General features: G+C 63.1%; 15 protein-coding genes. 3 read left to right on the top strand and 12 right to left on the bottom strand.

Annotated features, from left to right (window positions below; all coding sequences use genetic code 11):
- Positions 1–61: 61 nt before the first annotated feature.
- The 8 genes from tpiA to uvrA form a co-directional block, all read right to left on the bottom strand.
- Positions 62–862 (bottom strand): triose-phosphate isomerase, encoded by an 801-nt coding sequence (gene tpiA / locus E3T51_RS07510; protein WP_134529214.1) that lies wholly within the window; start codon positions 860–862, stop codon positions 62–64.
- Entirely contained in the window at positions 853–2,067 is a 1,215-nt protein-coding gene (locus E3T51_RS07505) for a phosphoglycerate kinase (protein ID WP_134529212.1), read from the bottom strand. The genes tpiA and E3T51_RS07505 overlap by 10 nt, the downstream gene beginning before the upstream one ends.
- Before the next feature lie 10 nt (positions 2,068–2,077).
- A complete protein-coding gene (gene gap, locus E3T51_RS07500; RefSeq protein ID WP_134529210.1) occupies positions 2,078–3,085 on the bottom strand; it encodes a type I glyceraldehyde-3-phosphate dehydrogenase in 1,008 nt (335 codons plus the stop codon).
- Positions 3,086–3,181: 96 nt separating this feature from the next.
- Positions 3,182–3,808: a superoxide dismutase gene (locus E3T51_RS07495; RefSeq protein ID WP_104192744.1), complete on the bottom strand. Its 627-nt coding sequence runs from the start codon at positions 3,806–3,808 to the stop codon at positions 3,182–3,184.
- 124 nt (positions 3,809–3,932) lie between these two features.
- Positions 3,933–4,922, bottom strand: coding sequence for a DNA-binding protein WhiA (whiA, locus tag E3T51_RS07490; RefSeq protein ID WP_104192745.1), 990 nt, complete (start codon positions 4,920–4,922; stop codon positions 3,933–3,935).
- An 81-nt stretch (positions 4,923–5,003) separates the two neighbouring features.
- Positions 5,004–5,879 carry an RNase adapter RapZ gene (rapZ, locus tag E3T51_RS07485; protein ID WP_104192746.1) on the bottom strand — a complete coding sequence of 292 codons (876 nt, stop codon included), beginning with the start codon at positions 5,877–5,879 and terminating at the stop codon, positions 5,004–5,006.
- Between the two features lie 73 nt (positions 5,880–5,952).
- The gene (gene uvrC / locus E3T51_RS07480) at positions 5,953–7,854 is read right to left on the bottom strand and encodes an excinuclease ABC subunit UvrC (protein ID WP_134529208.1); all 1,902 of its coding nucleotides are present in this window, start codon (positions 7,852–7,854) and stop codon (positions 5,953–5,955) included.
- Between the two features lie 14 nt (positions 7,855–7,868).
- Positions 7,869–10,736 carry an excinuclease ABC subunit UvrA gene (gene uvrA, locus E3T51_RS07475; protein WP_134529206.1) on the bottom strand — a complete coding sequence of 956 codons (2,868 nt, stop codon included), beginning with the start codon at positions 10,734–10,736 and terminating at the stop codon, positions 7,869–7,871.
- Between the two features lie 203 nt (positions 10,737–10,939).
- Here uvrA and E3T51_RS07470 point away from each other — a divergent pair, with 203 nt between their 5' ends.
- The 3 genes from E3T51_RS07470 (at position 10,940) to E3T51_RS07460 (ending at position 15,113) form a co-directional block, all read left to right on the top strand.
- Positions 10,940–11,548: a PadR family transcriptional regulator gene (locus tag E3T51_RS07470; RefSeq protein ID WP_134529204.1), complete on the top strand. Its 609-nt coding sequence runs from the start codon at positions 10,940–10,942 to the stop codon at positions 11,546–11,548.
- Entirely contained in the window at positions 11,545–12,273 is a 729-nt protein-coding gene (locus E3T51_RS07465) for an ABC transporter ATP-binding protein (protein WP_134529202.1), read from the top strand. The genes E3T51_RS07470 and E3T51_RS07465 overlap by 4 nt, the downstream gene beginning before the upstream one ends.
- A gap of 71 nt (positions 12,274–12,344) precedes the next feature.
- Positions 12,345–15,113: an FtsX-like permease family protein gene (locus tag E3T51_RS07460; RefSeq protein WP_206751175.1), complete on the top strand. Its 2,769-nt coding sequence runs from the start codon at positions 12,345–12,347 to the stop codon at positions 15,111–15,113.
- Positions 15,114–15,357: 244 nt separating this feature from the next.
- Here E3T51_RS07460 and uvrB read toward each other — a convergent pair whose 3' ends face one another.
- From uvrB to rpsA, 4 genes are all read right to left on the bottom strand, one after another.
- The gene (gene uvrB, locus E3T51_RS07455; protein WP_104192752.1) at positions 15,358–17,421 is read right to left on the bottom strand and encodes an excinuclease ABC subunit UvrB; all 2,064 of its coding nucleotides are present in this window, start codon (positions 17,419–17,421) and stop codon (positions 15,358–15,360) included.
- A 29-nt stretch (positions 17,422–17,450) separates the two neighbouring features.
- The gene (gene coaE / locus E3T51_RS07450; protein WP_134529198.1) at positions 17,451–18,116 is read right to left on the bottom strand and encodes a dephospho-CoA kinase; all 666 of its coding nucleotides are present in this window, start codon (positions 18,114–18,116) and stop codon (positions 17,451–17,453) included.
- A gap of 81 nt (positions 18,117–18,197) precedes the next feature.
- On the bottom strand, positions 18,198–18,707 hold the full coding sequence (locus tag E3T51_RS07445) for a response regulator (RefSeq protein ID WP_134529196.1): 510 nt from the start codon (positions 18,705–18,707) through the stop codon (positions 18,198–18,200).
- A 343-nt stretch (positions 18,708–19,050) separates the two neighbouring features.
- Entirely contained in the window at positions 19,051–20,505 is a 1,455-nt protein-coding gene (rpsA, locus tag E3T51_RS07440) for a 30S ribosomal protein S1 (RefSeq protein ID WP_092448535.1), read from the bottom strand.
- Between the last annotated feature and the right edge of the window lie 94 nt (positions 20,506–20,599).

Genomic DNA, 20,599 nt, shown 5'->3' with positions numbered 1-20,599 from the left:
GGAGAGAGGTGGTTGCCACACGGGCAACCACCTCTCTCCTCACTGTCGGGTGCGCGTCGGTTTAACGGCCGACGTGCTTCTGATACCGAACAATGCTGGAAAACTCAGTGATATCCAAGCTCGCACCACCGACGAGCGCTCCGTCGACATTGGGTTCCCGCATGAATGCGGCGATGTTGCTGCGCTTGACCGAACCTCCGTAGAGGATGCGGGTCTTGTCGGCTACATCCTGACCAAGAGTCTCAGCGAGGACGCCACGAAGCGCGGCCGCTACCTGCTCGGCCTGCTCCGGCGTGGCAGCCTGTCCGGAGCCAATGGCCCAGACCGGCTCGTAGGCCACGACGATGTCCGCCGCGTTCGTAACGCCCGCGAGAGCAGCCCGCAGCTGAGCGACCGGAACCGCGCTGGGCCCATGAACGGCGAGGTCCTCGGCGCTCTCTCCGACGCAAATCAGCGGCACGAGGTTGTGCTTGAGGGCTGCGGTCACCTTAGAAGCGACCTGCTCATCGGACTCGTTGTGCAGGGTGCGGCGTTCGGAGTGACCGATGATGACGTACTGGCACTCCAGTTGGGCCAGGAAAGCACCCGAAATCTCACCGGTGTACGCCCCTGAATCGTGTGCCGAGACATCTTGCGCGCCGAAGGCGAGCGAAAGCTTGTCGGCCGAGATAAGGGTCTGCACGCTGCGCAAATCCGTGAAGGGCGGGAACACGGCTACCTCGACCGCGGCGACATCGTGGCCGGTATCCTTAAGATTCCAGGCGAGCTTCTGCACGAAAGCGATTGCCTGGAGGTGGTCCAGGTTCATTTTCCAGTTGCCCGCAATCAGCGGTGTGCGCCGAGGGTTGATGTTCACTGCCATCCGAGGACCTCCAGTCCTGGGAGACGCTTGCCTTCGAGAAATTCGAGGCTCGCGCCGCCGCCGGTAGAAATATGACCGAATTGGTCGTCGTTGAAACCGAGAATGCGCACGGCAGCGGCAGAGTCGCCACCACCGACCACGCTGAGGCCGGTGACCTCGGTGAGTGCTGCGGCCACGGTGCGCGTGCCCTCCGCGAACGGTGCCAGTTCAAAAACACCCATCGGCCCGTTCCAGAACACCGTCTGCGACGCGCGAATAATCTCGGCGAACGCTTTAGCGGTGTCCGGTCCGATGTCCAAGCCGAGTCCGGCCGCACCGAAGAGAGTGTTCTCGATGCCGTCGGCCGGGGTGATCTCGTATTCGGCATCTGCACCGAACTTCGACGCCACGACGACGTCGGTCGGCAGCACGATCTTGACGCCGAGACGTTTGGCTTCGGCCAGGTAGCCTCGGACTGTCTCGATCTGGTCGATCTCCAGCAGGCTGGCGCCGACCTTGTGCCCCTGGGCGGCCAGAAAGGTGAAGAGCATACCGCCGCCGATGAGCAAAGAATTCACTCGGGGAAGCAGATGCCCGATCACGCCGAGCTTGTCGCTCACCTTCGAACCGCCGAGGATGACCGTATAGGGCGCTTCCGGCTTTTCGGTGAGCCGATCAAGCACGTCAAGCTCGGCCGCAATGAGCAGGCCGGCAGCGCTTGGAAGCAGTGAGGCGAGATCGAACACGCTCGCCTGCTTGCGGTGCACGACGCCAAAGCCGTCGGAGACGAGCGCGTCGCCGAGCAGTGCCAGCTTTTCGGCGAACGCGAGGCGCTCGGCATCCGCTTTGCTGGTTTCACCGGCGTTGAACCGCAGGTTCTCCAGAACGACGATGTCGCCGTTCTGCAAGGCCGCTACGGACCGCGTCGCCGCGTCGCCGACGGTATCGGTGGCGAAAGCTACCGGGAGGTTCACCAGTTCGCTCAGGCGAGCGGCAACGGGCCGCAGGCTGTATTGGGGATCAACGGCCCCGTCGGGGCGCCCGAGGTGAGAAACGATCACCACGCGGGCGCCCTGGGTAACGAGGGCGTTGAGGGTGGGCAGTGATGCCCGCACTCGTCCGTCGTCGGTGATCTGCCCGTTTTTCAACGGAACATTCAGGTCGAAGCGGACAATAACCCGCTTGCCGGTCAGTGAACCAAGCGAGTCAATGGTGCGTAACGTCACCGCGCGGCCGTCAGAGTCGCTCGGCGACGAACTCGGTCAGGTCCACGAGGCGGTTGGAGTAACCCCACTCGTTGTCGTACCAGGAGGCAACCTTGACCTGGTCACCGATCACCTTGGTGAGGCCAGCATCGAAAATCGACGAGTGCGGGTCGCCGACGATGTCGCTGGAGACGATCGGGTCCTCGGTGTAGCTGAGGATGCCCTTGAGCGGGCCTTCGGCTGCGGCTTTGTAGGCGGCATTCACTTCTTCGACCGTCACCGCGCGGGAGGCGGTGAGGGTGAGGTCCGTGATCGAACCGGTCGGAACCGGAACGCGGAGCGCATAGCCATCGAGCTTGCCAATGCTCTCCGGGATGACCAGGCCAAGAGCCTTAGCGGCACCGGTCGAGGTCGGGATGATGTTCAGCGCAGCGGCACGGGCGCGACGGAGGTCGCTGTGGGGGCCATCCTGCAGGTTCTGGTCTGCGGTGTAGGCGTGGATCGTGGTCATAAGACCACGCTCAATGCCGAAGTTGTCCAGGAACACCTTGACCAGTGGCGCAAGACAGTTCGTCGTGCAGGACGCGTTCGAGATGATGTCGTGGATCGCAGAGTCGTAGGTGTCTTCGTTCACACCGAGCACGAGCGTTGCCACGTCAGCTCCCGTAGCCGGAGCCGACACGATGACCTTCTTGGCGCCGGCCTGAATGTGCTTCTGGGCGTCGACCGCCTTCGTGAAACGGCCGGTGGATTCGATGACGATCTCAACGCCCAGGCTGCCCCAGGGCAGGTTGGCCGGGTCGCGCTCGGCGAGTACCTTGATGGGCTTGCCGTTGACGATGATGTTGTCACCGTCGACCTCGACGGTGGCGTTCAGTCGACCACCGACGGAGTCGTACTTGAGCAGGTGCGCGAGCGACGCGGGGTCGCTCAGGTCGTTGACGGCGACAATTTCAATGTCACTACCCTTGGCGAGGGCCGCTCGGAAGTAGTTACGACCAATGCGGCCGAATCCGTTAATGCCGATCTTTACGGACACAAATAGCTCCTGTTGCTGAAAGGGCGCCGCGAGGCGCGGTGAAAAGAATGCAGGATAAAGATGGTGGTGCCCCGTATCGCACGGGGCACCAACCGGCTACGAGAGTAGCAGCAGGCCGTTCGTCTTCTCGCGTGCGACGGTGAAACGCTCCTGCACGTTTGCCCAGTTGGCGATGTTCCAGAAGGCCTTGACGTAGTCAGCACGCACGTTGCGGTAGTCGAGGTAGTAGGCGTGCTCCCAGACATCGAGCATGAGGACCGGAACCGTACCGGCAGCGAAGTTGGACTGCTGGTCGAAGAACTGCTGAATGATCAGGCGCTGCCCGATGGAGTCCCAGGCCAGGACTGCCCAGCCGGAACCCTGAACGCCGAGCGCGGCCGCGGTGAAGTGCGCCTGGAACTTGTCAAAGGAACCGAAGTTGTCATCGATCGCTGCAGCGAGCTCGCCGACCGGCTTGTCACCGCCGTTCGGGGACAGGTTGGTCCAGAAGATGGAGTGATTGACGTGACCGCCGAGGTTGAAGGCGAGGTCCTTCTGCAGTTTGTTCACGTTCGCGAGGCTTCCGCTGTCGCGGGCCTCCGCGAGCTGGGCCAGTGCCGTGTTGGCGCCGGTGACGTATGCCTGGTGGTGCTTGCCATGATGGAGTTCCATGATGGTGCCGCTGATGCTGGGCTCGAGGGCCGCGTAGTCGTAATCAAGGGTGGGGAGGGTGTATTCAGCCATTACTTATCTCCTTGTGGGTTGTGCCGCCACACCAGATGAGGCGGCGTTGTAAGCGACAATCCAGTCTAACCGCGCGCGTTCGAAGTCACAGAATTCAAGACCTCGTGCACGATCATGGTTCGATTCACACGGGCGCTAGGTCGTCGGGGTGAATGGGATAGCCGACGTCGGTTCCTTCGATGCCGAGTTCGACCGCTTTCTTGTCTGCCATAGCGAGCAAACGTCGAATTCGGCCGGCGACGGCGTCCTTGGTCATTGGCGGTTCGGCGTGGTGGCCGAGTTCGTCAAGACTGGAGTCACGAAAGTTAAGACGCAGGTCTCCCGCGTAACGCAGGTGCTCGGGGATATCCTCACCGAGGATATCCATCGCTCGCTGCACTCGGGCGCAGGCTGCAACGGCCGCTTCGGCGGAGCGACGCAGGTTGGCGTCGTCGAAGTTGACCAATCGGTTCGCGGTGGCCCGCACTTCGCGCCGTTGACGCAGGGTTTCCCAGTTGAGCACCGTGTTGGTGGCACCCATGTGCACGAGCATGGCCCCAATAGCGTCGCCATCGCGGATGACGACGCGGTGCACCCCTCGAACCTCGCGCGCTTTGGCTGCGACGCCGAGGCGTCCGGCCGCTCCGACGAGAGCCATGGCTGCCTCATTGCCGGGACAGACGACTTCCAGCGCCGCCGATCGGCCCGGATCGGTCAGGGTGCCGTGGGCGAGGAAAGCGCCGCGCCAGACGGCGGCGATTTCTTCCTTCGAGCCCGTGGTCAAACGGTTGGGCAGACCGCGAATAGGCCGGCGGCGGGCATCCAGCAGGCCGGTTTGCCGCGCGAGTGTTTCGCCTCCCTCGATGACCTGGACGAGGTAGTGGCTGGACTGACGGATGCCGGTGGCAGCGATGACCTGCAGGGCGCTGCGTACCCCATACAGTTCCGCGAGATCTTTGCGCACCCTGCGAGCCAGGATGGCAGTGTCGAGTTCGGACTCGATTGCGATGCGGCTGCTGATCATGTGTAATCCGCCGGAGAACCGGAGAATCGTGGCCAGTTCGGCCGCGCGCACGGTGGTCTTGGAGACCTCCACGCGCGAAAGTTCATCTTTAACGTCGGCGGTGAGTGCCAATCGCTTTTCCATTCTGTTGATCAGTTGCGTTATGTCTGAGTGGTGAAAGCCTGGGGAGCCGGATGCTGCGCCCGGGCCCGCTTATTCGCGTCCGAGGTCGCGGTCTTTGATATTGACCGCGACACCGGGAAGTTTTTCGAGCCGAGAGGCCAGTTCCCTAGCCATCGCAACGGAGCGGTGCTTGCCTCCGGTACAGCCGATGCCGATGGTGGCGTGACGTTTATTTTCTCGCTGGTAGCCGGCCAACACCGGCGCCATGGCTGCGGCGTAATGGTCGATAAAATCGAGGGCCCCAATTTGGGCAAGTACGAAGTCTTTCACCTCTGGCTCGACGCCGGTGTGCGCACGCAATTCGGGGATCCAGAACGGGTTCGGCAAAAAGCGGGCATCCGCGACCAGATCGACGTCCGTCGGCAGGCCGTACTTGAAGCCGAAGCTCATGATGGTCAGCTGCAGCCCCGCTCGCCCCTCGCCCGCAAACCGTTCGGTGATCGTCGTCGCGAGCTGGTGCACGTTCAGATCCGAGGTATCGACAACAAGATCACACGACTCCCGCACGGCGAGTAACCGAGAACGCTCTGCCGAGATGCCGTCGAGAAGGGTGCCGTCGCCCTGAAGCGGATGAGGTCGGCGCACGGATTCAAACCTGCGCACGAGCGCGTCGTCCCTGGCCTCGAGAAAGATAACCTGCACCTGGGTATTGCTACGCAGTTGCTGCACGGTTTCGAGAAAATCGCCGAACAGATCGCGACCGCGAATGTCCACGACGGCGGCGATCTTGGGCAAATTCGTGCCAGCCCGTTCAACCAGATCGACCAGGGGCCGCAGCATTTGCGGCGGAAGATTGTCGACGACGTACCAGTCCAGGTCTTCCAACGCGTTGGCGACGGTGGAACGTCCTGCCCCGGACATTCCCGTGACGATCAGCACTTCCTGCTTGTCCGGGTCCGTAGTCATTCTTGAAAATCGCCTTAATGAGAAGTTGATGGACTAGCAAGCCTACCGAGCGCTGGCCGGTTTCGGGTTACGTTCAGGCGCGCAGGTGGGCATGGATCGACTCGGCCAGCACCGGGCCGATGCCGCGGACATCCGCTATTTCCGCCACCGAAGCCACCTTGAGGCGCGCTACCGAACCGAAATGTTGCAACAAAACTTTCACCCGGGCCGGCCCGAGCCCCGCGATCTCACCCAAAATCGAAGAGATATCCTTCTTGCGACGAATGCGCTGGTGCGTGATGGCGAACCGGTGGGCTTCGTCGCGGATGCGTTGGATTAAAAACAGCGCGTCACTGTTGCGGGGCAGAATCACCGGGTAGTCGGAGTCGGGCAGCCAAATTTCTTCGAGCCGCTTGGCAATCCCACACAATTGAATTCCGGTCACGCCCGATTCGGCCAGGGCGCGTTTGGCGGCGGCTACCTGCGGTTGCCCACCGTCGACGATGAGCAGGTTGGGCAGGTATTTGAATTTGGCGCGCTTCTGCTCGACCTGGCCGATGTCGCTCAATTCGACGGTGTCTGGAGCGGAGTTTGGTGCATCCGCGGCAACCGACTCTGGCTTCAGGTAGGCGAGGCGTCGAGTGAGAATCTGATAAATCGAGTCGGTGTCGTCGGTAGATTCGGGAATGTTAAAGCGTCGGTATTCGTCTTTGCGGGGCAACCCGTCTTCGAAGACGACCATGGACGCGACAATATTGGTGCCGCTCAGGTGCGACACGTCGTAGCACTCCATGCGCAGCGGAGCGTCCGGCATCTCGAGGGCGTCCTGAATATCCTCCAGGGCCTTGGAACGTGCGACGAAGTCTGAACTCCGCCGAGTCTTGTAGAGCATCAGCGCCTGCTTGGCGTTGTTGCTCGCCGTCACGAGCAGAGCTGCCTTCTCACCGCGCTGGGCGGCTAAGAGCCGCACCTTACGACCGGCCAGGTCTGCCAGCCACGCCTCCAGGGCCTCAGCATCTTCTGGCAGCTCGGGGAGCACGATTTCGCGCGGCGGCAATGCGTCATGGTTGTAGGCCGTCTGCATCATGGAGTCGATGAGTTCACTCATGGTGACATCGAGCTCCTTGTCAACCATCCAGCCACGCACACCGCGGATGCGCCCGCCCCGCACGATGAACAGCTGCACGGCTGCGGCCAACTCGTCCTGCTCGATGGCGAACAGATCGATGTCAACGTTGTCCCGCAGCACAACCGCGCTCTTCTCAAGGACGGCGTTGAGTGCCCGCACCTGATCGCGCCGTTTGCCGGCGATTTCGTACTGCTGCGCCGCCGCTGCGTCTTTCATCTCCTGGGTGAGTTCGTTGATGAGCTTCCTGTCATGACTGCCCATGAAGCTGACGAACTCGTTGACGATTTTTCGGTGATCCGCCATCGAAACCAGGCCGGAGCAGGGGCCGAAGCATCGACCGATCTGGCCGGCGAAACACGGCTTGCCGCTCTGCATCGCCCGCTTGTAATTGGCGTTGTTGCAGGTGCGGATGGGAAAAGCCTTGAGCATGAGCTCAATGGTTTCGTGCACCGCCCACACCTTGGGGTACGGACCGTAATAGCGAGCACCCTTGATGCCCTCTGTACGGGTTACCAGGGCGCGCGGCGCCTCGTCGCCCAGGGTAACGGCGAGATACGGGTAGGACTTGTCATCCTTGAACTGCACATTGAACGGCGGATCGAATTCGTTGATCCACATCCACTCGAGCTGCAAGGCTTCGACCTCGGTGCCGACGACCGTCCACTCGACCCCGGTCGCGGTGGTGACCATGCGCCGGGTGCGTTCGTGCAGGCTGTGCAGCGGGGCGAAGTAGTTGCTCAGCCGGGCCCGCAGGTTCTTGGCCTTGCCGACATAGAGGATGCGCCCGGTCGCATCGCGAAACCGGTATACCCCAGGGGTCGTGGGAATCTCGCCCGTTTTCGGACGATAGCTCAGGGCATCAGACATGACCGGGTGACCGCCTAGCCGGCCGCCAGGACCTCCTTCAGGAAAGAACCGGTAAAGCTCTTCTTGACCGTTGCAAGGTGTTCCGGTGTGCCGGTAGCGAGCACCTTGCCGCCGCCGGACCCGCCTTCTGGTCCGAGGTCGATCACCCAGTCGGCCGACTTGATAACGTCGAGGTTGTGCTCGATGACGATAACGGTGTTTCCCTTGTCGACCAGGCTGTTGAGCACGAGCAGCAGTTTGCGCACGTCTTCGAAGTGCAGGCCCGTCGTGGGTTCGTCAAGCACGTACACGCTGCGGCCGTTTGAGCGGCGCTGCAGCTCGGTGGCGAGCTTGACCCGCTGGGCTTCGCCGCCGGACAGGGTCGTGGCGCTCTGGCCGAGGCGCACATAGCCGAGGCCGACCTCGACGAGCGTCTTCAGGAAACGGTGGATTGACGAGATCGGTTCGAAGAAATCGGCCGCCTCGCTGATCGGCATGTCGAGCACCTCGGCGATGTTCTTGCCCTTGTAGTGCACGGTGAGGGTGTCTCGGTTGTACCGGTCTCCCCCACACACCTCGCAGGCTACGTACACGTCCGGCAGAAAGTTCATTTCGATCTTGATTGTGCCGTCACCCGAGCAAGCTTCGCAGCGCCCTCCCTTGACGTTGAAGCTGAACCGGCCGGGCAGGTAGCCGCGAGTCTTGGATTCGATGGTTTCGGAGAACAGCGTTCGGATCTTGTCGAACACGCCGGTGTAGGTGGCCGGGTTGGAGCGGGGCGTTCGGCCGATCGGTGCCTGGTCGACGTGGATGACCTTATCGAGCTGCTCCAGGCCGGTGACCCTGGTGTGCTTGCCGGGCAGCTTACGGGCACCGTTGAGCCGGTTGGCGAGTACCCGGTAGAGAATGTCGTTGACGAGCGAGGATTTGCCGGAGCCGCTCACCCCGGTGACTGCGGTGAACGTGCCGAGGGGGAAGGTCACCGAGACCTTCTGTAGGTTGTTCGCCTCGGCACCGGTGACGCCGATCAATCGTTCCGGATCAATCGGGCGGCGAGTCTTCGGCGTGGCGATGGACTTGCGCCCGGACAGATAGTCTCCGGTGAGCGATTTCGTGTTGGCCAGCAGACCCTCGTAGGATCCGGAGTGCACGACGTGCCCGCCATTGACTCCGGCGCCCGGCCCGATGTCAACGACCCAGTCGGCTGTTTTGATGGTGTCTTCGTCGTGCTCGACCACGATGAGCGTGTTGCCGAGGTCACGCAGGGTGACGAGGGTCTCGATCAGACGGCGGTTGTCGCGCTGGTGCAGGCCGATGCTCGGCTCGTCGAGTACGTAGAGCACCCCGGTGAGGCCGGAGCCGATCTGAGTCGCTAAGCGGATGCGCTGCGCCTCGCCGCCGGAGAGGGTCGCCGCAGCGCGAGCAAGGTTCAGGTAGTTCAGCCCCACCCGGATGAGAAAGTCGAGACGTGCCCGAATCTCGCGCAAGACCTGGGCGGCAATGGCAGCCTCACGGTCGGTAAGCGTGAGTGTGTCCATGAATTCGCGCGCGTCGCTCAAGCTGAGCGCGCAGACATCCGCAATGCTCGCCTCGTGCACGAGCACGGCGAGAACCTCGGGCTTGAGCCTTGTGCCCTTGCAGACGTGGCAGTCGACCTCGCGCAGGTATTCGGACCAGCGCTGACGCTGGGTGTCGCTCTCGGCCTGCAGGTACTGGCGTTCGATGTAGGGAACGACACCCTCGAAACCGGAGGTGTAACTCATCTCCCGGCCATAGCGGTTCTTCCACTTGACCCGCACCTCGAAGTTGTCCCCGCGCATGACGGCGTTCTGTACCTCGCTGGACAATTCGCCCCACGGGGTGTCGAGGGAGAAGTCCAGGTCGCGGGCGAGGCCGTCGAGCAGCTTCTCGTAGTACTGGAACAGGCCCTTGCCCTGGGTAGTCCAGGGCAGCACGACGCCTTCCGCGATGCTCAGGTCGGGGTCACCCAGCAGCAGGTCTTCATCCACCGACATGCGCGTGCCGAGGCCCGAGCACTCGGGGCAGGCGCCGAACGGGGCGTTGAACGAGAACGTGCGCGGTTCGATTTCGGTCAGCTGCACCGGGTGGTTGTTCGGGCAGGACAGCTTTTCCGAATAGTTCTGCCAGGCCTTGTCGCCTTCTTCGTCGAGAAAGTTGATCTGGACGAGCCCGTCGGTGAGCTTGAGCGCTGTTTCGAGCGAGTCGGTGAGGCGGGAAAGCAGTTCAGGACCGGCGACGAGGCGGTCGACGATGACGGCGATGTCGTGCTTCTGCTGCTTCTTGAGCGTGGGCGGTTCACTGAGCTGAATCTGCGTGCCGTCAACGATCGCGCGGGAATAACCGCCACCGGCGAGTTCCTGGAACAGGTCGACGAACTCGCCCTTCTTTTGCGAGATGACCGGGCTGACCACTTGGTAGCGGATGCCCGCCTTTAGCTCCATGAGCTGGTCGGCGATCTGCTGTACGGTCTGGGACTGGATGATCTCACCACAGACGGCGCAGTGCGGCACACCGATTCGGGCCCAGAGCAGGCGCATGTAGTCGTAGATCTCGGTGATGGTACCCACCGTGGACCGCGGGTTGCGGTTGGTCGACTTCTGGTCGATCGAGACCGCCGGGCTCAGGCCCTCGATGAAGTCCACGTCGGGCCGGTCAACCTGCCCGAGGAACTGCCGGGCGTAGGCCGAAAGCGACTCGACGTAGCGGCGTTGCCCCTCGGCGAAAATGGTATCGAAGGCGAGCGACGACTTGCCCGAACCCGAGAGACCGGTGAAGACCACGAGCGAATCGCGCGGAATCTCCAGATCAACGTTGTGAAGATTGTGCACGCGCGCTCCGCGCACACTGAGTTTCGGACCGGTTTCTACCTTCGTAATTGACACCTATCGAGTCTATGCAACGCCACCGACACTGCTGTACAAAGGGCCCTTTTTGCCCGTGGATTGCGCTTGTAGCACGTGTTTGGCCTCCTGCCCCCGGTCGCGACCCGTGCTGCGTGTTCCCACACGTGGCACAAGATCACCCGCGGGGTTGCCGGGTATGTATATACTCAGTAATTAATAGCTGCGAAAAAACCGGAGGTCGTGTGTCTGTTCGCCAGAGTCTGCTCGCCATCCTGAACCAGGGGCCGTGTTACGGCTACCAGTTACGGGCCGAATTCGACCGTCGCACCGGGTCGACCTGGCCGCTCAACGTCGGCCAAATTTATAACACGCTCGACCGCCTTGAGCGGGATGGCCTCGTACAGAAGGCTGATATCGACGCAGACGGTCAGAATTACGTCGAGATAACGGATACCGGCCGCGCGGAGGTCGCCGACTGGCTCGGCTCCCCCGTAGTGCGCACCATGGCCACCCGTGACGAGCTCGCCATCAAGCTCGCGATCGCTGTGACGCTGCCCGGCGTGGACATCGCCCAGGTTATTCAGGTGCAACGCACCGCTACAATGCGCACCCTGCAGGAATTGACCCGCACCAAGAACGCCACCGCCGACCCCGAATCGTCCGAGCAGTTGGCCTGGCTTCTCGTCATCGACTCGCTCATCTTCGCAGCCGAGGCCGAGGCTCGTTGGCTCGACCACTCCGAGCACCGGCTCGCGCGGGCACGGGCGGCCGGGCTGGCGGATCCGCTGCCCCTCAACACCGACGTGCCCAAGCGCGGCCGGCCGGCCAGGATTGTACAGGCCCACGCATGACCGACACCGATCTGCTGCTACAGCTCGACGGTGTTTCCGTGCAGTACGGCCATGGCGAGACTGCGATCACGGCACTCGCCGGCGTTGATCTGTCGGTGAGCCGCGGCGAACTCGTGGCGGTGATGGGGGCATCCGGTTCGGGAAAATCGACCCTGCTGACCGTGGCCGGCGGGCTCACTCCGCCGACCTCCGGCGAGGTCATCGTGGAGGGGCACTGGCTCAGCCAGCTTTCGGCCCGGGAGCTCGCTACCCTGCGGCGACGCAGCCTCGGCTTCGTGTTTCAGGACTTCAACCTGATTCCCTCACTGACCGCCCTCGAGAATGTGAGCCTGCCGCTTGAACTCGATGGATGGACCTCAAAGAAAGCGCACCGGCCCGCTCTTGACGCCCTCAAAATCGTCGAGCTCAGCGACCGGGCCAGTCATTTCCCCTCCGATCTGTCTGGCGGCCAGCAGCAGCGCGTTGCCATTGCCCGCGCCGTCGTCGGCGGCCGGTCGTTGATCCTCGCCGATGAGCCCACGGGAGCCCTCGACAGCACGACTGGTGAGCTCGTTTTGCGGATGCTCCGTTCCCGGGTCGACGCTGGCGCCGGCGGCATTCTCGTCACCCACGATGCCCGCCACGCGGCCTGGGCTGACCGGATCGTTTTTCTGCGGGACGGGCGGATCGTGGACGAGTCGCGGGCATCCGCTGTAACAAGCTTGCTGAGCGGGCTGCCGGTATGAATGTTGAGCCGAATTCGCTCGCTGGAGCGCGCTCGGGATCTACTCGAGTCGCCTTTCGGATCGCGCGGCGGATGGCCGGGCAGTCCCGCGGTCGCAGCGCGCTGATCGCACTGCTGGTGGCGATCCCCGTTGTCGGGATGGTGGGAATTACGACCGTGACCGCGAGCAATGTCGCGACACCCGCTGAGCACGTTGTACTCGAACTTGGGTCGACTGAGGCGCGTGTCGTGATCGCCGCAGCACCCGACCCGCAGTTCACCCAGGACCCGATCAATGACCGGTTTTCGGGTCACAGCGATCAGGTCATCCGTGCCGACGCCGCGCAGTCGATCGAGCCGACGCCGGTCACCGCCGCGTCGCTGTTCCCCGCTGGTACCCACCTGTTGTCCATTCGGAAGACGAACGTCGTTGCGGAGACGAAGGACGGGCTCGGCTCGTTCAATGCCGTACAGGGCCAGCCCTGGGAAGCAGCGTTTGCCGGCAAGTACGACGTGACGTCTGGTTCAGCGCCGACCAACGACGGCGAGATCATGGTGACCGCCGCGGCGCTCGACCGCCTCGGAGCACAGATCGGGTCGACGGCCGTCATGACCGCGCCCCGTGCCGCATCGTTCACCATCGTCGGCACGATTCGCTACGCCCATTTTGACGACAGCATCGTGGCGTTCTACGGTATGCCCGGCGCCTTCGACGGCGTCATGCCCGACGATGCCGACCTGATGACCGAGTGGTACCTGCCCGACACCCCACTCACCTGGAGCCAGATCGGTGAGCTAAACCCGCGCGGGGCAACCGTTCTTTCGCGCACGGTGCTGCTCGACCCGCCGCCCGCAGGCAGCTCCCCTTTTGATAGCAGCTTCTCCCGCGACTTCGAAAATCTCTTCATCGCCCTGCTCGGCGGATTCGCCCTGTTCGAGGTGGCACTGCTCGCAGGGGCCGCGTTCACTGTCGGCGCCCGCACCCAGCAGCGCACGCTCGCAACCCTCGCGAGCGTCGGCGGCGACAAACGGATGCTGTTTCGCGTGATGTCGTTCGGCGGAGTCATTCTCGGCGCTCTCGGAGCGGCACTGGGAACGGTGCTCGGCCTCGCTGGTGCTTGGATTTTCATGCAGATTTCGGCGAACGGCAGCGCAGCCCGGTACCCGGGTTTTCACCTAGATCTGGTTTCCATGCTCGTGATCGCGGTGTTTGCGATCCTCGCCGGCTGGTGTGCAGCGGCAGTGCCGGCCCGGGTGGCTGGCCGCATTGACGTCTTGGCGGCCCTGCGCGGTGCCCAGCCTCCGCCGCGGGTCACGCGTCGACGGCCGGTGGCCGGACTCGTTCTCGTGGCCATCGGTGCGGTCATCGTCGTCACCGGCGGACTTGTCGAACTGGCCGCCTACGTGCCCGCCTACCGCCCCGGCCTGGCCACTCTCGGAATTTGGCTCATCGTCGGCGGCCCGGTGATCATGCAGATCGGCGCGGTCTTCGTCGCTCCGCTCATTCTGCGGTGGGCGGCCCGAACCGCCTCGCGGTTCGGGCCGGCTGCGCGCCTGGCCACGAGAGATGTGGCCCGCAACCCGGGGCGCAGCGTTCCGGCGATCGCCGCCATCATGAGCTGCGTCTTTGTCGCGACGTTCGCGATGAGTCTCGTGGCGACCTTCCAGTTGAACTCGACCAAGAACTACGTTTTCGGCGCCCCGCTGGACACGGCGTGGGTGAGCCTGAACACCTCCGTCGATGAGCCACCGTACGGCTACGAGCTGCAGACAACCGGTCTCGAGGTCGTTGCCGCCGTCGACAGCAGTTTTCTGAGCGCCCAGGCCCGCCTCTTGAGTAGCGCCGAGGAGCCGCCGATGGGTTTCGGAGAGGCGGATGCCGGTGGGAGCGCCCCTGCCACACCCACCTTTGCGTTGCCACGGATCAACCCCGACACAGTCTGCCCGAGCGATGCCAGTCGCCTGGGCTCGAGTCCCGAGGCGGAAAACCGCACCGATATCCGCTGCCCGACGCCCTATTATCTCGACACGTTCATGATGTCGAGCACAAACGACCACATCTGGGTTGGCGACCTGGAAGATTTTGCCGCGATCCTCGGCGAACCCGTCTCAGAGGATTCCCAGGCAACGCTCGCCGCCGGTGGAGCTGTCGCCACCTACGCACAATACGTGGTCGACGACAGCATTCAGATCGACTGGATCACCGAGCTCAACTCCACCCTGAAGCCAGCTCGCAGCGTGACGCTGGCCGGGAGCGTGCAAGAGCCCGAGCATCCCCTGCCCTACGCCGTGTTCATGCTGACTGCCACAGCCGACGCGTCCAACCTCGCGTACCGGCCGTCGATGGTGCTCAGCAATATCGGTGCGGCACCGACCCAAGCCGAATTCGACCACGCCCAGGGTGCCCTCGCAGCCATCTCGCCGAAATTTTCCCTTATACGCGAATCGGGCCCGCAAACTTATGGCGCGTCGTGGACCTGGGCGCTGCTCGCTCTCACGGCGATCATCGCCCTGGTCACGGCGTCGATCACCATCGGACTCTCCCGCGCCGACGGGCATCGCGACAATGCGGTGCTCACCTCACTCGGCGCGTCGCCGCGAGTACGACGGGCCTTCGGCTTCTGGCAGGCCGTGGTGATCGTCGGGCTCGGCAGCATCATCGGGGTGCTGCTCGGGCTGGTTCCATCGCTTGCACTGTCGCTGACCCGCGACACCGCGGGGCTCTCGTTGCTGCCGTTCACTCCCCCGTGGCTGCAACTCGCGCTGGTCGTGGTGGCGCTACCGGCGGTCGTCGCGGTCGGCGGTGCCCTCACTGCCGGCGGCAACCGCACCCGGTTCAGTAATCGGGCCGCATTCGACTGAATCGCAGGGGCATCGGGCATCCGCCCTCGCGGCACTCGTTAGCACTGACGGCACTCGTTCGTAAGGGTGCCGCGATCTCCAGCGAGTGCAGCGACGCTCAAGCCGGCCGGCCGAGGGACGACCCCGACTTGCGGCACTCGTTCAGGATCGCGGCACCCCTAAGAACGCGTGCCGTGATCCCCACCAGGTGCCGCGACAACAGGGCTCGGTGACGGCACCCCGTTCGGAGGCGCGCAAGGCAGGGCTACTGCAGGTGGCCGGCCTTCTCCATTTGCCGCAGCTCGCGCTTGAGCTCGGAAAGCTCATCGCGCAGGCGCGCGGCCAGTTCGAACTTCAGCTCCCCGGCAGCCTCGAGCATCTGCGAGTTCAGGTCGGCGATGATCGATTCGAGGTCGTTGGCGCCGTTCGCGGCCAGGCCGACCCGCCGGTTAGGAGTGGAACTCTTGCGCCGGGCATCGCGGCCGGCCAGCAGTTCGGCGGTATCGGCCTCCTCACGGGCGAGCGCCTCGGTGATGTCGCCAATGCGTTTGCGCAGCGGCGTCGGATCGATGCCGTGCAGGGTGTTGTAGGCGACCTGCTTCTCCCGTCGACGGTCGGTCTCGTCGATCGCTTTCTCCATGGATGCCGTCAGCCGGTCGGCGTACATGTGCACCTCGCCGGACACGTTGCGGGCGGCCCGCCCGATGGTCTGGATGAGCGACGTGGCCGAGCGCAGGAAGCCTTCTTTGTCGGCGTCAAGGATGGCGACGAGGGACACCTCTGGCAGGTCGAGGCCCTCACGCAGCAGGTTAATGCCCACCAGCACGTCGTAGATGCCGGCTCGCAATTCGGTGAGCAGTTCCACCCTGCGCAACGTGTCGACGTCGGAGTGCAGGTAGCGCACGCGCACGCCGGCTTCGGTGAGGAAGTCCGTGAGGTTCTCGGCCATTTTCTTGGTGAGCGTCGTGACGAGCACGCGTTCGTTGCGCTCGGTGCGCTTCTTGATTTCTTCGAGCAGGTCGTCAATCTGCCCGGCACTCGGCTTCACGATGATCTGTGGGTCGATCAAGCCGGTCGGGCGGATGATCTGTTCGACGATGCCGTCGGCGATACCCATCTCGTACTTGCCCGGCGTGGCCGACAGGTAAACGGTCTGACCGACCCGGTTCTTGAATTCGTTGAACTTGAGCGGGCGGTTGTCGAGTGCGCTCGGCAGCCGAAAGCCGTGGTCGACCAGGGTGCGCTTACGTGAGGAGTCTCCCTCGTACATAGCGCCGATCTGCGGCACGGTCACGTGTGACTCATCGATGACCATGAGAAAGTCGTCGGGAAAATAGTCGAGCAGGCAGTGCGGAGCCTCCCCCGGTTCGCGCGCATCGATGTGACGGGAGTAGTTTTCGATGCCGGAGCAGAACCCGATCTGCTCCATCATCTCGAGGTCGAAGGTGGTGCGCATCCGCAGCCGCTGGGCTTCGAGTAGCTTGCCCTCACGTTCGAGCACCTCCAGGCGCTCCGCGAGTTCGATCTCGATAGTGCCGATGGCACGGCGCATGACGTCGTCGCTTGCGACATAGTGCGATCCGGGAAAAACGGAGACCGAATCGAGTTTCTTGACGATGTCACCGGTGAGCGGATGCAGGCTGTACAGCCCCTCGATCTCATCGCCGAACATCTCGATGCGAATAGCGAGCTCTTCATACATCGGGATGATCTCAATCGTGTCGCCGCGCACGCGAAAATTACCTCTCGAAAAGTCGACATCGTTGCGCTTGTATTGCATGGCCACGAATTTGCGCACCAACCAGTCGCGGCTGACTTTCTGGCCTACCTGCAACGCGATCATGGCGTCGAGGTAGCCTTGCGGCGTGCCGAGCCCGTAGATGCACGACACGGTGGAGACCACGATGACGTCGCGCCGGCTCAGCAGTGAATTGGTGGTGGAATGCCGCAGCCGTTCCACCTCTTCATTGATCGAGGAGTCTTTCTCGATGAACGTATCCGTTTGCGGCACGTAGGCCTCTGGCTGGTAGTAGTCGTAGTACGAGACGAAGTACTCCACCGCGTTGTTGGGCATGAGGTCGCGAAACTCGTTGACCAGCTGGGCTGCGAGGGTCTTGTTGTGGGCCAGTACCAGCGTCGGGCGTTGCACCTGCTCGATCAGCCAGGCGGTTGTGGCCGATTTTCCGGTTCCGGTGGCGCCGAGCAGAACGATGTCTGTTTCGCCGGCATTAATGCGGGCGGTCAGGTCGGCGATGGCGGAGGGCTGGTCGCCGCTCGGCGTGTACTCACTGACCACTTCAAACGGGTTCACAGAGCGAGTGGGTTCCATGCTCCCATTCTACAAAGGGGGTCTGACAGTCAGCCTCGGCGGGCAGACCACGGCGTGCGGGTGCCGTCGGACTCTGCGACCGTGCGAGCTTCGTCCGCCCGTACGCGAGTCCACAGGGCGTCGACCTGAGCCAGGGTCGCTTCAACGGTGCCGTTGTTGTCGATGACGACATCGGCCAGGGCGAGACGGTCTGCATCACTGGCCTGCGCGGAAATGCGGTGGGCAGCTTCCTCACGCGTCAGTCCGCGTAAGTCCACCATGCGCTTGATTCGGGTCACAGCATCTGCGTGCACGACGACGATCAGATCAAACGTGACCAGACCGCCGGCGATGGCCTCCGCCAGGAGCGGAACGTCGTACACGACGATGGCGTGCGGGTCGACGGCACTCGCAGCGGCGACCCGGTCGCGGGTGAGTCGTCGAACGGCCGGATGCGTGATGGCGTTCAGTCGCTCTCTCCGGCTCGCATCGGAAAAAATGATGGCGCCCAACGCCGGTCGATTCAGCGTGCCATCGGCCAGCAAGATCGTGTCGCCGAACTCGGCGGCAATCGCGGCGAGGCCGGGCGTGCCGGGTTCAACCACTTCACGAGCCAGCTGGTCGGCGTCGATCCCCACTGCGCCCCAGGAGGCCAGGCGCTTGGCCACTGTGCTCTTGCCCGACGCGATCCCGCCGGTCAGTCCAATCAAATACATTCCGCCATGCTATCCGCTACGCCGCCGCGCGTGACGAGCGGATGCGACCACCTGCACCGAAAGAGGACTGCGGGCATCGACCTATCTGAGGGCCCGCTGAATCTCGGCCAGGAGTGCTTCACGGCTGCGGAGGCCGAGCAGGGTGAGAGAAGTCTGCAGCTCGGCCGGCTGGAGCGGTTTCTCCAGGACGGCAGCAGCCCCCCTGCTCAGCGCCATGCCCATATCCGTCCGACCACCGACAACAATGACCGGTGCGGATTCCTGCCCCAGTGAATCTTGCAGCTTCAACAGGAATTTCCAACCATCCATTCCGGGAAGATGCACATCGAGGGTGATCAGGCTCAGCGGAACTCGCCGAGCGATATCGAGAGCTTCCTCGCCGGTCGCAACCGTGATTACCCGAAATCCGTCCGACTCCAGGAGCAGCCGGAGGAGCTCGGCTGATTCGGGATCGGTCTCGACGACGAGTGCTGTCGAGTGGCTCGCTACGGTGTTGTTGCTGATGATGGCTTCGGTGTGGCTGGACGGCGCTACATCGAAGGGAGCGTCGCCCCCCGTGCCGCCGTTGTCTGAGGGACGAAAACTTTTCATGAAATGCTCCGATGGGGCTGTGATTCGTGGAACTGGTGTGCACGGGCGAATTCGTCCAGAAAACAGGTTTTCGTGGGGAAGTTGGAAGTGCGCGGCAATCCTGAAGATATCGGGACGCGCTAAGGAGGAGGAAATATCCTCACTATCAGGTATAGCACGAAGTGTCCAGAGTCCTACGGTCAGGCCGCACACAACCACGACCTCGACGGATGCACAGCAGACTCAGGCATCTGCCTTAGCCGCAGTCGGTGCGTCAACCGTTGGTGTCCGATCCATCGGTTATACAACACAGCGGGCCGCACCCCGAAGGATGCGGCCCGCTGTTGAGCGTCGTGCTGTGGTGCTAGTTGCCGCCGGAGAGCTTCTCGCGGAGGGCCGCGAGTGCTTCGTCGTCGGCGAGCGTGCCGGCGCCAGCCGACTCGCTCGAGAAGGCCGATCCGGCCGGTGCGACGTCGCTGGGGGCAGCGATTTCGTCGTTCGCGGTCGAAACCTGCTTCTTGTGGGCTTCCCAGCGAGCCTGGGCAGCAGCGTAGTCCTGCTCCCACTTTTCGCGCTGCTCGTCAAAGCCTTCGCGCCACTCGTTGGTCTCAGAGTCGAAGCCTTCGGGGTACTTGTACTGGCCCTTGTCGTCGTACTCGGTGAGCATTCCGTAGAGCGCCGGGTCGAACTCGGTGCCGTCGGGGTCGACGCCGTCGTTGGCCTGCTTGAGGCTCAGCGAGATGCGGCGACGCTCGAGGTCGATGTCGATGACCTTGACGAAGACCTCGTCGCCGACCGAGACAACCTGCTCGGCGAGCTCGACATGCTTGCCGGAGAGCTCGCTGATGTGCACGAGGCCCTCGATGCCCTCGGCAACGCGAACGAACGCGCCGAACGGAACGAGCTTGGTGACCTTACCCGGTGCAACCTGGCCGATGGCGTGGGTGCGGGCGAATACCTGCCATGGGTCTTCCTGCGTAGCCTTGAGCGACAGCGAGACACGCTCGCGCTCGAGGTCAACTTCGAGGATCTCGACGGTGACTTCCTGGCCAACTTCAACGACCTCGCTGGCGTGCTCAATGTGCTTCCAGCTGAGCTCGGAAACGTGAACCAGACCGTCGACGCCGCCGAGGTCGACGAACGCACCGAAGTTGACGATCGAGGAGACGACGCCCTTGCGGACCTGTCCCTTCTGGAGGTTGTTGAGGAACGTGGTGCGGCTTTCGCTCTGCGTCTGCTCGAGCAGGGCGCGACGCGACAGCACGACATTGTTGCGGTTCTTGTCGAGCTCGAGGATCTTCGCTTCGATCTCCTGGCCCAGGTACGGGGTCAGGTCGCGAACACGGCGAAGTTCGATGAGCGATGCCGGTAGGAAGCCGCGCAGGCCGATGTCGACGATGAGTCCACCCTTGACGACCTCGATGACCGAACCGGTGACAACACCGTCGGACTCCTTGATCTTCTCAACGTCGCCCCATGCACGCTCGTACTGAGCACGCTTCTTGGAGAGGATGAGGCGGCCTTCTTTGTCTTCTTTCTGAAGAACGAGGGCCTCGACCAGGTCGCCGACCTTGACAACCTCAGAGGGGTCAACGTCGTGCTTGATGGAGAGTTCGCGGGAGGGAATGACACCCTCGGTCTTGTACCCAACGTCGAGGAGAACCTCGTCGCGGTCGATCTTCACAACGGTGCCTTCGATGAGGTCTCCGTCGTTGAAGAATTTCAGAGTCTTTTCGACCGCGGCAAGAAAGTCTTCAGCAGATCCAATGTCGTTAATGGCGACCTGCTTGGGTGCCCGTTCGGTCGTTGCGATTGTCATGTAGTAGTTGCTCCAGGATGGACAAAATCGGGCCACACGCAAAAAGTTGTGCAAGTGTTATTGATGCTCGGCGGTGCAGAAAAACCGGGGAACA

Source organism: Cryobacterium serini (assembly GCF_004404025.1).
Taxonomy (GTDB): Bacteria; Actinomycetota; Actinomycetes; order Actinomycetales; family Microbacteriaceae; genus Cryobacterium; species Cryobacterium serini.
The sequence above is the reverse complement of the archived record's forward strand: the minus strand, read 5'-3'. Positions and strand labels throughout refer to the sequence as shown.